We start from the raw sequence: 14,144 nt of genomic DNA, 5'->3' as shown, positions 1-14,144 counted from the left end.
CATACCACCAAGATTGGCATGATCGTGTTAATACCCTGTTTTAGCAACCTCAGAATTTCACCTATAAAGGCTTGTCGTGTTCATAGACATCTACAATTTAGCCTTACGCTATGTGATGAAATTACCATCCATAATTTTACTGTTTTAAACCAAAATACATATAATTTTATTGACATATAGAAATAATCAATAATATACTTATAATAGTAAAACACTTAAAATTATAACCTAAAAGAGGAATCCCAATGAGAAAATGTATTTTTAAAACTACTCTCATCTTATCAAGTTTGTCCTTGCTATCACTGAAAATAATGACCATAGGTGCAGCTTTAATGGACGATGTAACCTCTAATAAAGCAATGACATTAGACCGAAAGCTCATAGAGGCTGCAAAATCTAATAATACACAAGCAATTGCAGAAGCGTTGAAAAATAATCCTAACAGCAAAAGTATAGTAAATAAGTTACTGTATTATGCTACCACACCTGACATGATAAATTACTTAATCGTTTATCGGGGAGCGGATGTTAATAATAAAGAATTAGGAGGCGTTACTCCTCTAGAAAACGCAATTAACCCTGATAAAGTCATCCAGGATATAAGTGTTATTGAAGGATTCCTGGATCATGAAGCCTCCACAGGTAATGCACGTTCTAGAGTACAACAACTTCTTCAACAGTTAGACAAGCCAGAAACAAGACAAAGTAAAGCTTTTTTAATTGAAAAGCTTAAAAATGTGATTGAAGTTTTTAGCAATCATCAGCGTATAAAAGACTTAATAAGACAAAACCCTGCAACGGCGGGCACAGCATTATACCAAGCAGCAGACATTGGCCTTATCGATTTTGCATCTAGAATACTTGGTTCACATCCACAAGGTAGCTTTTCTGATGGAGATCTAGAAATGTTGGCTTCTCGAGCACAAGAGCATTATGAAAAAACACAAGATAAGACTTACCAAGAACTGCAGAAGTTATTACTAAATAGCAGACAAAATGCACCTAGAGAAAAAGTATTCTCTGATTTTTTAGCAGACATGGCAAAGATGTATTCTGATAAAAGATAGTATATAGGGTATCAAAAATAATAACCTATTAAACTATACATAAAAGGCCCGATTTAAATCGGGCCTTTATAATTTCAACTACTAGAAGATACTCTTAATACATGCCAGGCATGCCCATACCACCGCCATGGCCACCATGACCATGAGGGTGACTTGATTCTTTAGTAGCTTCTGGAACTTCAGTTATTACAGATTCTGTAGTAAGTAAAAGCCCTGCACTTGACGATGCATTTTGCAATGCTGATATTACCACTTTTGCAGGATCAACAATACCAGCTTTAATCATGTCAACAACAATTCCAGCTTTTGCATCAAAGCCTATATTGCCAGTTTCTATACGTATTTTGTTGATAATTACAGAACCTTCGTATCCAGCATTAGATGCTATAATTCTCATAGGCTCTTCTAAAGCTCTATGGACTATTTGTACGCCAAGCTGCTCGTCGCCTACTAGTTGTAATTTGCTTACCGCTTCTTGGGCACGTAGCAATGCTACTCCACCACCAGCAACGATACCTTCTTCAACTGCTGCGCGAGTTGCATGTAAAGCATCTTCAATCCGATCTTTCTTTTCTTTCATTTCAGTTTCAGTAGCTGCACCAACTTTGATTACCGCTACACCACCAGAAAGCTTAGCTAAACGTTCTTGAAGTTTTTCTTTATCATAATCAGAAGACGTATTTTCGATTTGACCCTTAATTTGCATTACGCGGCCTTTAATAGCTTCTTCGCTACCAAAACCTTCGATAATAGTAGTGTGATCTTTTGTCACTACCACTTTTTTAGCACGGCCCAAATCAGTTAACGTTACATTTTCAAGCTTAAGACCAATGTCTTCTGAAATTAACGTACCACCTGTTAAGATAGCAATATCTTCCAACATAGCTTTACGACGGTCACCAAAACCAGGAGCCTTAACAGCTACTATGTTAAGAGTACCACGAAGCTTGTTTACTACTAATGTAGCAAGAGCTTCACCTTCAACATCTTCAGCTAAAATCATAAGTGCGCGACCAGATTTTGCAACTTGTTCAAGTACCGGAAGCAATGACTTCATGCTTGAAATTTTCTTTTCAAACAATAAAATTAAAGCATCGTTAAGAACAGCTTCCATCTTTTCAGCATCGCTTACAAAATAAGGAGACAGATAGCCACGATCGAATTGCATGCCTTCTACAACAGAAAGTTCGCTTTCCATGCCCTTAGCTTCTTCAACAGTAATAACTCCGTCTCTGCCAACACGCTCCATAGCTTGAGCAATTTGCTCGCCAATAAACGTATCAGAGTTGCCAGATATAGTCGCTACTTGTTCAATCTCTTCTTTACTGCTTACTTTTTTAGACAAGTTTTTAATGTAACTAACAGCTGCAGCTACAGCTTTATCGATACCGCGCTTTAACTCCATAGGGTTAGCGCCAGCTGTTACAAACTTATTACCTTCTCTAAAAATAGCTTGAGCTAGTACGGTAGCTGTTGTAGTACCGTCACCAGCTACATCAGCAGTTCTGCTTGCAGCTTCACGAACTATTTGAGCGCCCATATTTTCTACAGGATCAGCTAATTCAATTTCTTTAGCTACTGTTACACCATCTTTAGTAACAGCTGGGCCGCCAAACTTTTTTTCAAAAGCTACATTGCGACCACGGGGCCCGAGGGTTACTTTTACCGTATTAGCTAGGATATCAACACCTTGTGCTAATCTTTGGCGCGCATCGACACCAAAAAGAATTCTTTTACTTGCCATAAGTATATCTCTCTTTATTTTGTTTTATTATTTTATTATTTTTCTACTATGCCCAATATTTCATCTTCTTTGACAATAACGTATTCACCACCAGCTTCAGTGCCTGAATATTTACCAAAGAATACTATATCACCTATTTTTACTTGTAGAGGAAGCATTTTTTCGCCTGCAAGACGACCAGTACCTACTGCTATTACTTGTCCTGTTTGAGCTTTTTCTTTTGCTACATCAGGTATAATTATTCCCCCAGCTGTCTTTTCTTCATGAGCAAGACGCTTGACCAACACGCGATCATATAAAGGACGAATTTTTTCAACCATACTTTCCCCTTCACTTGAAATGTTCTTTAATTACACTGTTTTTACTTTGTTTTAAGTATACCAAAACTACTTTTTTCTGCAATTATTTTATACGAACTCACTCATATTTTTTATAAAATAAAACTAAGAGATCCCACTGGTATACTTTACAAGCTAAATATGATACTACTAAAAATGGCTTGTATGCTTTTAGATAATCTCTAGTATAAAATGCTTTGAAAGATATGTCATGGTCAGTTTGTTTCCTTCGTTAATTTCAGCCAACTTGCTCAATCTTGAAAAAGATATACAAGAACTTGAGCCCTACTGCGCGGGCTTTCATATAGACGTGATGGATTTTGCGTTTGTACCAAATTTAACCTGGGGTCCAGCTTTTATAAAAGCTATAAGAAAAAAGACTTCCAAGAAACTGTGGATACACCTTATGGTTGAGTATCCTGAAAAGTATCTTTCCGTTTTAGAATTGTACCCAGGAGATATTGTGTCTTTACATATAGAAAGCCCAACACACAGCTCAATTGCAGCGCTCGCTCGCACTTTAAAATCGCGCAATATAACTCCTAGCATTGCACTTAACCCAGAAACTCCCCTAGAAGCCCTTATTTACTTGCCTATCAAACTAGAGCATATACTTCTTATGTCTGTTAATCCTGGATTTTCTGGCCAACATTTTTTACCCCATACACTAGAAAAGCTGCAAGCCTTACATCTCTTTAGACAAGCACATAATCTTGATTTTACCATAGCACTAGACGGCGGCATCAATAAAAATAATATTCAAGCATGTGTTACTTATGGTGCAAACCAACTTGCAGTAGCATCTGCTATTTTTGACGCACCAAACCATATTCAAGCATTGAAAATATTATCTTTTTAAAAATTACTTGTTTTTTCAAAAGATAATATTTTATACTATAAGTAAAGAGAAAACTTTGATCACGTTATCATAATTATTTATCAAAATTTATCAAGAAAAGGACATTTATGAAAAGATTATTAACATTAGCTCTTAGCTTTATAGCTTTCACCTCGATTGCTTCACAGTATGGAAATTCTAACCTAGAAGCTGCAAAAGACAATGCAAAAGACACTGCCCATAACCTTAAAGAAGCAGGCAAAGACGCTTATCAGGATGCTAAATCAGACGTTTCTTATTATGCTAACAAAGAAAGCGATTCAGCTACAGCAAATCAAAATACAAGCTGGGCTACAAATATGGCTTATAATGCTTGGCAAAAAGCAAAAGATACATGGCATAATTTAGTTGGTTATAGCAAGGGTTATAGCAACGGTTATAGCACATCTTCTTTAGATGCTGATAGAACAGCTACGGAAAGAATAGAAGCACGTGCTTAATTTGTTCTAAAAATAAATAACTTTACGTAGAAAGAGGCTCAACTAATCGAGCCTCTTTCTACGTGTCATGTTTAATGTAACTATCTGATTGCTTTCTTTTGCCATTTTGTTGCTCTATAGTATCAGAACTGTGGAAAACAGGCGCAAGTAACTCCAGCTTATCGTTGGCAAGCAATAGGTGTATCGGCGTTAAGCCTTTAGTATTAACTTTATCTAAAGATTTATACGCACCTAAAAAAAATAACAAGTTTACCGTTTCTAGGCTATTTGATTGTATAGCTTTATGAATTAAAGCATTACCCTCTTCGTCACAAGTATTGAGCGGAAATCCTTTTTTGAGAAGCTTTATAACTTTAACAACGTTGTCGTTCTTAATTGCTTTAAAAAGTCTTTTTTGCTTACTAGCAACATACGCTTTTATAGCTGCGTTAGGATACGCCCCTTGGGCTAATAAATGGGCTATAGACTTAAAATCTGCCGCCTGGGAAAGCTTGTATATATTTTCTTGTGCTTGCTGTATAAGTGGTTTTGAACATAATTTAGAAGGAATTTGGGCTGAAGCTGTATAGTAACTTAAAAGTAATTCAACTAACATTCTATTACCTTTAGCTACAGCCCTATGCAATGGTGTTATGCCCCTATTAGTTTTAGTATATACAGTAGCTCCTTTTTGCAACAAAAGCTCAGCCATTTTTAGATAATTTTTTTCTGCTGCTTTATAAAGAGAAGTTACACCTTGAGCAGTCTGAGCATTTACCTCTGCACCTTTTTCTAAAAGCAGGTTAACTAGTGCACTCTTATTTGTAGATACAGCTAAATACAATGCTGTTCTGCCTTTACTATCTTTTACATTAACACAAGCATTTTTATCGATAAGCATTTCTACCATACTCGCGTTACCCTCAATAGCTGCAACATGCAATGGCGTTATAGCTTGGTGATCATAAGCATTACTATCCGCACCATTTGCAAGAAGCAATTGAGCTATTTCTATTTGATCATTGTAAATAGCCCAATGCAAGGGCGTTCTCTTTGCGTTATCTACCAGATCTACTTGAGCTTTGTTGCTCAAAAGAGCCGTTACTATATCTTTATGTTTTTCAGCTATAGCCCAGTGAAGTGGTGTTTCTCCCGAGTTGTTTTGTACATTTACTTGTGCTCGATTATCTAACAATAAGAAAACAGCTGGACCAGAACCTTCTTCAACAGCATAATGTAACGGTGTTAAAGCTAAGTTGTCACAAGCATTAATTAATGCTCCGCGTTCAAGTAGGAGATCCATTACTTCAAGTCGTGCCTTAGAGGATGCTAAATGGAGTGGCGTTCTCTTTTTTCTATCTTGAGCATTGCAGTCAACACCATCCTCAAGCAATACAGTGCATAACGCATAGTCACCATTAAACGCTGCAGCATGCAATCGGTTTATATTTTTTGTACGCTGCCCAAGCTTGATATCTTTGTTATCATGCTCTTGTATTATGACATACTGGTCTGATTTGGTATCGGGTAAACCTGGTTTATCACTAAAATCTACCTGAGCATGTAGTGCAACAATTAAAGAAGCAATAAGCATACATAAAACTGTTTTGTAAAGTTTCATACCACTATCCAATTAATTTTTAGACCATCTAAATAAAAATGAGCTGAATTCTTAGTCTATTTAAGACTACAAAATTCAGCTCCCAATTAGCAATTGTACTTTAGCTATAATATATGTTAGCTACTAGCATGTTTTATTTTGCCATCTATAGGTTTACCATTCTCATCATTATTTTTACAAAACGGTTTTAGTACCTAATGTTCAAGCTGCTTGCCACAAACTAATACTGTTGAACAATCACTATAAACAAACAGCTAACAGATATCTTGTTGTGATGTACTTCCTCAATCAGGTATTTCATTGTATAACTGTTTTACGCTTTTGAGGACTAGTTTTACAAACCCGAGTTAATAACGTTAGAGTATGGTTATCGCGGCAAAGCATCAATAGCAAGGGACTTAAGCCTTGGTTATTAGGTTTGTCTATATGTTTATAAGCTCCTAAAAAAAGCAAGAGCCTTACAATAGTAGGCCTATTTTTTTGTAGAGCCTTATGAAGAAGAGTATTACCCTCTTTATCGCAGGTATTTAAAGTAAAACCTTCTTTTAATAAGCTTGAGACAGTTTTAATGTCATTAGTTTCAATAGCCTTAAAAAGTACTTGCCGTTTGGTGCCCACAAGTAATTTAATTGCAGGATATGCATAAGCACCCTGGCCCAATAGTTGTGCTATCGTTTTAAAATCTCTTGCATGAGAAAGATTAAATCTATTATTTTGCGCTTGACTTACTAATGCATTAGAGCGTAAAGCAGTAGGTATTTGTACATTATAATCTAACAATATTTCTACTATTACTCTATCTCCATTTTTAAGCGCAATGCGTATTGGTGTTGTAGTTATATTACCTGCAGCATTAACATTAGCACCTTTTTCCAGCAGTAATTCAGCTAAACCTCTAAAACCATTCTGTACAGCTTTATGTAATGGCGCTGCACCTGAACTATCTTGAAGATCAACATGAGCACCACTCTCAATGAGTAGCTGCGCCATCGCTTGATCTCCTTCTTGTGCAGCATAGTGTAACGGAGTCGTACCTAAATTATCAAGAGCATTAACATCAGCACTGTTTTGAAGAAGCACTTTGGTTGCTTCAGCATAGCCGTTATATGAAGCCCAATGTAGCGGTGTTGAATTTTCATCATCACGAGCATTAACTTGTGCTCCTTTATCAAGCAAAAACTTCACTAAAGGAGCATGGCCAGATTTTACAGCTCCATGCAACAGTTTGCCATACTTATTAAGGGTATCCTCACCATCTATACTTTGTTCAAGTAAAACCCTAACACTTTCAGTTTCACCACTAAGTATAGCGCCATCTAAAGCCGTTCGACCCTGATTAGTTGTAATAGTACTATCAGCACCATTTTGAAGTAACAACACCACTACATCCGCCTTGCCCCTTTCAGCAGCAATGTATAATGGGGTCTTAATATCATAGTCTTCAGCATTACTATCTGCACCATCATTTAATAAAGCCTTAGCAGCAGACATAGAACCTAAATATGCAGCATAATGTAGCGGAGTTGAATCGTTTTCATCAAGAGCATCAACTTCTGCATGTTTTTCAAGTAATAATTCGATTACCTTGACTTGATTCTTAGATGCAGATACAGCCCAATGTAAAGGGACCCTGTTTTTATAGTCTTGAGCACGCACATCTGCATTGTGATCAAGGAGAAGTTGAACTAGAGTAGCGTTACCATTGAATGCTGCATAATGCAATAAACTTATATACTGACTTGTATGCGTATTGCTACTAACACCCTCATGGAGTAATTTTTGAACTAGAACATAATTCCCTTTTTTTACAGCATTTATTAGCTGATTATCGGCAGCAGTGAGTGGAGTATGCATGCTATAACTTAAAGAAGTCGCAAGTATACAAAGAGATACTAATCTAAAGTAACCTATCATTTTATGTTTAATCCTTTTTAACGTCTATTAATCTGCTATTTTATCAACCGTTACACTATCTAATAGAGCACGAGCTTCTTTAACGCTAGTCTCCGCCTCTTTATATAATTGGTTAACTAAATCAAAAAAAGCACGTTCAATCTTTTCTTTAGGAAAGTTTTTATCAAGTAATAAACTTTTCATGATAAAATTAGATAGATAACAATTACCTAAAGATGACTTAAGATTATTCATATCTTGTATAGTAACTCTACCATTCTCTTTTAGCATATCAGCAAACTTACTCTTTGCTCGTAAGAGTACAGGGAGTTTATCTTTAACTAACTGATAAGCTAACTCTAATGGAGTACATCCAGATTGGTCTTTTATAGTAAAATTAAGGTTTTGACTTGCTTTTAATAACATCTGAAAGACTCTAACACTTTTACAGCTAATTGCCACATGTAATGGAGTACAGCCTCTTTCATCTTGAGAATTAATATCAGCACCATCTTCAATAAGATATTCAATTTCTGATGCAGAGTTATGTTCTGCTGCAGTATGTAACCGTTTTTTTTCTTCATCTAGCCGAACATTAGAAAGGTACTTGAGTAAATCCAAAGTTTGTTTAATACTAACTTTGAAACTTTCAAATAATTCATAGACCATTTGCACTGAAGTAGGTTCATTATTTTCCTCTAGTAGTAACCTATTGATTATATTCTTATTAGGTAATTGAGAGGCCTCTTTTAATAATAATTTAAGCTGTTTCTCTTCGTCTTCTACCCTGAGAGCCCAACTCTTGTCTTTTTCTAATTTATGAGTGATTTTATTAGTTATCGCTACTAAACCATTAGTGATATCTTTAGACAACTGACAAGCTACGTCTAATGCAGTAAATCCTCTCTCATCTTTTAAAGAAAGATTAGGATGTACTTTTAGTAACATATCAACCATTTCACTATTTTTAAGACTAAGTGCTAAATGTAATGGAGTACAACCATTCTTATCTTGAATATTAACATCAGCACCTGCTTTGATCATAAAGTTAACACTTAACACACAACCAGATTCAACTGCATAATGCAGACATGTCTTTTTCTCAACATCTTGAGCGTTAATATTAGCTTCTTTACTAATCAATAGAGTGGCAATAGAAAAAACCTCTCTAACGTCAATTGCCTTGCTTCTTAATATAAGAGGAACGTTTTTAATGAAATAATGCAAGGGAGTACAATGCGTAAAGTCTTGAATATTAGCACTAGTTCCTTTTTCAATTAACAACTGAGCTAAAGCTCTATAATTATTTTGTGTGGCCCAATGTAATAGCGTACTACCTTGCTTATCTTGAACGTCAATGCTACCCCCTTTACTAATTAGTAAGCGAGCAATAGATAGATTTTTTTCTGTTTTTTCTTTACTGTCAATTTCTTTATTAACAACATAATATAAGGGAGTATGGCCATACTGATCCTGAATAGTAACATCAGCATTATTTTCAAGCATTAATGCGATCTTTAATAAACAACCTGATTCAACTGCATAATGCAAAGGTGTTTTCTTTTCATCATTTTGAGCATTAATGTTGGCTCCCTTATGGATTAATAAGCGAGCAACAGACAGAACTTCTTCTAACTGTTTTTTGCTAAGTGCACTAACAATCCCCCTCTTCATAAGGGAATGCAATGGAGTATCACCGTACTCATCTTGAACATTACTATTAGCACCAGCATCAAGCATAAATGCTGCTCTTAATAAACAACTAGATTTAACAGCATAATGCAAGGGTGTTATTTTTCTGTCATCTTGAGCATCTATGTTTGCACCCTTATCAATCAACAAACGCGCAACAGTTAAAGCTTTTTGCTTTTCCTCTTCATCAAGTATTCTTTTTTGCATAAGGCAATGTAACGGAGTCATTCCCCGTTCATTTACAGGATCAACGTATGGAATATCATTAGAGAGCAATAATGTAACTATAGGCTCATGATAATTACAAGCAGCTAAGTGTAAAGCTGTTGTATGCCTTTTTTTAAGTATGACTTGCTTTGCATCTTTGTTATAAGTTGTTGATCCACCATTATCATCATCTCTTTGATAACTTCGGTCATTTATTGCTTGCTGTGTTAACCCATGATAATTAATGCCATAAACTAAATCAGCAGGAAGTATAGTGTCATAATGGCTAATAGTAGTTCGATTAAGCATAATTTCGATTAATTGAGTATACCCATGCTCAGCAGCCCAATAAAACAGCTTTCCAACTTCAGGAACGGTTCTATCAATAGATGGACGTATGTCTTTGTTTTCACTTAACCACTTAGCTATATCAGCGTAGTTGTGCATATAAATTAAATCTAAAGGTGAAATGCCTTCATCCGTTTGAATAGTAACATCAGCACCATGCTTAATGAGCCTAAAAGCTATTTCTTTATTTTTATTGAAAAGAGCAATATACAATGGAGATTTCTTACCATAAGCTAAAACATCAATATCAACCTGTTTTTGTTTGATAAGATCCATAATCTCATTAATTGTACTGCTGTTTTCTGGTAAATTAGCAAGATAATGTATTTTCTTTATGGTAGAACTACGTATAACTGCCAGCTCATGATCTTCAAAGTATCGCTCTATGATTTGTTGACTAGGTTCTTTAAGTCCAGGTTTAACTGATGAGTCAAGTGTATATTCTGCATTTTTTTTGAGGCGTTCTAAATGGGATTGAATTGAGTTAAAAACAAAGCAACCAGAGCTATTACTAATATCACTCATATCACAAGAAGCAAGTTCAGAAAGAATTTGTTGTGTAACATATGAAGGTGCTTCTTCAAGGTAGACAAAATTTGCATCCCAATAGTCACGCAAAGACAACGTAATATCTTTTAATGTCTCTTTATCTTTTTGGTTTAAAGGAAGTTTACTTTTTTCAATAACTTTTTTTATAGGATTTAAGTATGCTCCAGAACGCTCTGCTAAACATTTTAATGCAGCTATTTCACGTACCAGCCAAGGACAAAGTAAATCAATAGCTTTACTTAAAAATTTTGCAATTTCTGTTTGAGTATAAGTTTTAAACAAAGAACCACGTTTAATTAAAAAACTTATCAAATAAGGGTTATTTTGCTCAAGAGCTCTATTCAATAATGTATTGTTAGCAGCCTGCAAATCACCCGTATTACCATTTAATAATTGGCCTAAATATATAGATTCAGGAGCTTTTTTTAAAGATTCTATTGATAGTATAGTTTTTATAGGTAAGAAAGAATTCTGAGAACTCCAAGAAGTAAGCTCAAGAAGAGCTTTAATTAAAAAATCCAATAATACATAATTATGCTCTTCTATTTTTTCAATAGCTTTAGCTGAAGATGGTATACTTTCACGAGATGTATGCCCATACATTTGAAAGCCTTGTTTCTCGAGAAATTTTAGCAACATCTCATTAACTATACGATTACCTTGCCTTGATAATTTAGCATTATTTTCTTGCGCAGCATAATCTAAGACTGACTTTCCATTGCAATCACGAATATTAATATCCCCATACTGAATCATCCACCAAATAACTTTTTCTAAGTGGTGCTTTTCAACTTTTTTCAAACCATGACGGTCAAATTTATTGTTTTCAAATTCTTCAGCTCTGTTTTCAAACCATAATCGGATCATTTCTTCATTTTTATCTAAAACAGCTATTTCTAATAGTATCTTAAGTATATTTTCATTATCACTTAAAATAGATCTAAACCGCTGTTGATTGGAATAATCTCCCTCGAGTGGTTCAATTGAGCCCATTTCATTAATTAATAACCTAGCCAACAGTGTATGATCATTCTTAAGAGCCTTATGCAAAACTAAAATATCACAATTACTTTCACTACCAGACGTAGTATCTGCATTATCCCTATCTTTAGAAATTAATTGAGCAGATAATTTTTTAATACAATCTAGATCCGCGTATTTTCTAAATGAAGTATTACACTCTTCAACCGCATTTTGTAAAAATGATATCTTTTCTTTAGACTGAAAAACTCTATTGAAAATATGCATTTGATTTTGAAAGCCATTTTTGATTAAAAAGTAGAGTAATGCATCGTTACATTCTTCAATAGCATAATCTAAAAGTGACTTTGCATTAGTATCAAGAGCATCAATAGCTCCATGTTCTATAACCCAAAGAACCATCTTTTCTAAATGATGTTTTTCAATCTTACAATGAGGAAAACTTTCAGTTAAATCTTTTTTTAACTGCTCTCTATTTTCTTCAAACCATACTCGGACCATTTCTTCGTTTTTAGTTAAGATAGCTAATTTCAACAATGACGCAGCAATTTCTTCGTTACCATTTGAGAGAGCTCTATTTAACATAGTTTGACCAGAATTATCTTTAAACTTAAGATCAATTTCTTTAGTCTCGTTTATCGTATTAAGCAACAAATTTACCAATCTAGTATCATTATTTTTAATAGCTTTATATAAAACTAAAGTATTATAAATTCTTCTTGTAGGTAAATTAGGAAGATATTCTTCGCAGTCATTATTAAAAGCAAAGTCAAAAGTTGCTTGGTAGATATCATTTAATGCTTTTAAATCTTTAATTAGAGTGAAATCACTAGGAAACTTTTTAATACAATCTAAATCCGCTTGTTCTAAAGCAGTAGCTACCATTTTACTTGAAGGCACATTTAATACATTCGTTTCTCTAATTAGTTGCACTGATGGAGAGATTAAGCTTTGTAACGATGGAGCAACTGAGCTTTGTATGACTTCAGTTCTTACAGAATTGGAGTTTTGATTTAGATGCTGCATACTTTGAGCCAAGAAGTTAATCATGATCAAAGAAAGTATAAGCAAACTATATAATTTCATAAATGACACCTACTCTTTTTTTGATATTTAAATTTACTGTTAATATAATATAATTATATACTTTAACAATAAAATGTCAATTTTATAATTGACTAAATGCATATTATGATCATGTATAATTCTGGATTTATGTTTGAAATATACTATCAGAATGTAACACGCAGCGTATAAGTTAAATATCTTGCATGTTACTTACTACATAAGGTATTTTATAGTATATGAGTCTATAAGCAGGGGTAATGATGGGGATCTTACATAAAAAAATACTATTTTTGGCTTGTGGAGCTTTTATAGGCTTTTTATTTTCTCAATGGTACACAGAGAAACCAAGTTGTTTTGATGCAGTATTATTTAATGTAAAACCAGCCACCACACTGTTTGCCTTTGACCTTCATGGTGTAGTTTTAAAACCCAATAGATTTCAAATAGCTTCTATGCTTTGGGATAAGTTTCCTAAACGTCGCTTTTTTAAGTTTTTATTTCATCCAGTGGGATTTTATTCATTGGTAAGTCTTTTCAAAAATGAGGCAATATCTGAACAAACTTTTGATGAATTTATCGAACAACATCGACAGTTTAAAGGCCTTAAGCCTCTTTTTATTGAACTTATGACAACACAATGGCTGGATAAAAAGAACGTTAGTGCCCTTAAGCTTTTAAGACATCTGGGCTATAAATGCTTTATTCTCTCTAACATTTGGCCTTCAGCTTTAAAAACACTTAAAGAAAAATATCCAACATTACTTGATCTATTTGATGGTGTTTATATACCATCTGCTAAAAATCATTATGTTCATAAGCCACAGAAAATATTCTATGAAGGATTTAAAAAATATCTTGAAAATCAAAATCTTGATCAAAAACAAATAGTATTTATAGATAATAATGATACCAATATTGAAAGTGCTAATAAGGCTGGTCTTCATGCACTACAAGTTAAATCTCTTGATGAGATTATTGTAAAGCTTAAATTATTTAATGGCCACTAATTACTGCAGGCATCTCTTTTAATCTCATTTAATAGAGTAAATCCAGGCAAATTTGACTATATTGAATCTCACCGGCTTTTAAACCGGTCGAGATTCAATTATATATTCTTTAATCATCTCTTCTATATTCTTAGCAGATTTAGAAGCCACTTCTAATGGAGTAAGCCCCGTATCATCCTTAATAGCAAGGTCTGGGTTTGCTTCTAATAAGGCTTTAACCATTTCACCATTTTTACGACGTATTGCTAAATTGAAGGGAGTTTCATCGTACTCATCTTGAACGTTAATGTCAGCACCAGCCTTAAGCAGCAA

The 14,144-nt window shown here is 34.3% G+C and carries 10 protein-coding genes; 4 read left to right on the top strand and 6 right to left on the bottom strand.

Annotated features, from left to right (window positions below; translation table 11 throughout):
- The first annotated feature begins 311 nt into the window (after window positions 1-311).
- On the top strand, window positions 312-1,067 hold the full coding sequence (locus tag H0X48_03935) for a hypothetical protein (GenBank protein MBA3954441.1): 756 nt from the start codon (window positions 312-314) through the stop codon (window positions 1,065-1,067).
- 94 nt (window positions 1,068-1,161) lie between these two features.
- Here H0X48_03935 and groL read toward each other — a convergent pair whose 3' ends face one another.
- Window positions 1,162-2,811 (bottom strand): chaperonin GroEL, encoded by a 1,650-nt coding sequence (gene groL / locus H0X48_03930; GenBank protein MBA3954440.1) that lies wholly within the window; start codon window positions 2,809-2,811, stop codon window positions 1,162-1,164.
- 35 nt (window positions 2,812-2,846) lie between these two features.
- Complete coding sequence (locus H0X48_03925) at window positions 2,847-3,131, bottom strand: co-chaperone GroES (protein ID MBA3954439.1); 285 nt, start codon at window positions 3,129-3,131, stop codon at window positions 2,847-2,849.
- 229 nt (window positions 3,132-3,360) lie between these two features.
- On the opposite strand from H0X48_03925, the gene H0X48_03920 reads away from it, so the two are divergent.
- Both H0X48_03920 and H0X48_03915 read left to right on the top strand, forming a co-directional pair.
- A complete protein-coding gene (locus H0X48_03920; GenBank protein ID MBA3954438.1) occupies window positions 3,361-4,008 on the top strand; it encodes a ribulose-phosphate 3-epimerase in 648 nt (215 codons plus the stop codon).
- A gap of 107 nt (window positions 4,009-4,115) precedes the next feature.
- Window positions 4,116-4,487, top strand: coding sequence for a hypothetical protein (locus tag H0X48_03915; GenBank protein ID MBA3954437.1), 372 nt, complete (start codon window positions 4,116-4,118; stop codon window positions 4,485-4,487).
- A gap of 58 nt (window positions 4,488-4,545) precedes the next feature.
- Here the strand turns inward: H0X48_03915 and H0X48_03910 are convergent, their stop codons facing one another.
- From H0X48_03910 to H0X48_03900, 3 genes are all read right to left on the bottom strand, one after another.
- Entirely contained in the window at window positions 4,546-6,087 is a 1,542-nt protein-coding gene (locus tag H0X48_03910; GenBank protein ID MBA3954436.1) for an ankyrin repeat domain-containing protein, read from the bottom strand.
- A 297-nt stretch (window positions 6,088-6,384) separates the two neighbouring features.
- Window positions 6,385-8,001 (bottom strand): ankyrin repeat domain-containing protein, encoded by a 1,617-nt coding sequence (locus H0X48_03905; protein MBA3954435.1) that lies wholly within the window; start codon window positions 7,999-8,001, stop codon window positions 6,385-6,387.
- A 27-nt stretch (window positions 8,002-8,028) separates the two neighbouring features.
- On the bottom strand, window positions 8,029-12,843 hold the full coding sequence (locus H0X48_03900; protein ID MBA3954434.1) for an ankyrin repeat domain-containing protein: 4,815 nt from the start codon (window positions 12,841-12,843) through the stop codon (window positions 8,029-8,031).
- A gap of 239 nt (window positions 12,844-13,082) precedes the next feature.
- Here H0X48_03900 and H0X48_03895 point away from each other — a divergent pair, with 239 nt between their 5' ends.
- Entirely contained in the window at window positions 13,083-13,832 is a 750-nt protein-coding gene (locus tag H0X48_03895) for an HAD hydrolase-like protein (protein ID MBA3954433.1), read from the top strand.
- Window positions 13,833-13,910: 78 nt separating this feature from the next.
- On the opposite strand, the gene H0X48_03890 is transcribed toward H0X48_03895, so the two are convergent.
- Window positions 13,911-14,144: ankyrin repeat domain-containing protein (locus H0X48_03890; protein ID MBA3954432.1), on the bottom strand; the 234-nt coding region annotated here is incomplete at its 5' end.

The sequence above is a fragment of the Candidatus Dependentiae bacterium genome, from assembly GCA_013821315.1.
Classification (GTDB): domain Bacteria; phylum Babelota; class Babeliae; order Babelales; family Babelaceae; genus JACDHA01.
Note: the sequence above shows the minus strand (reverse complement) of the source record. Positions and strands in the feature narration are given on the sequence as shown.

What these genes read in the sequence shown, in the direction of transcription:
- H0X48_03935 (MBA3954441.1), top strand. Translation starts at nt 312, where the DNA reads ATGACCATAGGTGCAGCTTTAATGGACGATGTAACCTCTAATAAAGCA.
- groL (MBA3954440.1), bottom strand. Translation starts at nt 2,811, where the DNA reads ATGGCAAGTAAAAGAATTCTTTTTGGTGTCGATGCGCGCCAAAGATTA.
- H0X48_03925 (MBA3954439.1), bottom strand. Translation starts at nt 3,131, where the DNA reads ATGGTTGAAAAAATTCGTCCTTTATATGATCGCGTGTTGGTCAAGCGT.
- H0X48_03920 (MBA3954438.1), top strand. Translation starts at nt 3,361, where the DNA reads ATGGTCAGTTTGTTTCCTTCGTTAATTTCAGCCAACTTGCTCAATCTT.
- H0X48_03915 (MBA3954437.1), top strand. Translation starts at nt 4,116, where the DNA reads ATGAAAAGATTATTAACATTAGCTCTTAGCTTTATAGCTTTCACCTCG.
- H0X48_03910 (MBA3954436.1), bottom strand. Translation starts at nt 6,087, where the DNA reads ATGAAACTTTACAAAACAGTTTTATGTATGCTTATTGCTTCTTTAATT.
- H0X48_03905 (MBA3954435.1), bottom strand. Translation starts at nt 8,001, where the DNA reads ATGATAGGTTACTTTAGATTAGTATCTCTTTGTATACTTGCGACTTCT.
- H0X48_03900 (MBA3954434.1), bottom strand. Translation starts at nt 12,843, where the DNA reads ATGAAATTATATAGTTTGCTTATACTTTCTTTGATCATGATTAACTTC.
- H0X48_03895 (MBA3954433.1), top strand. Translation starts at nt 13,083, where the DNA reads ATGATGGGGATCTTACATAAAAAAATACTATTTTTGGCTTGTGGAGCT.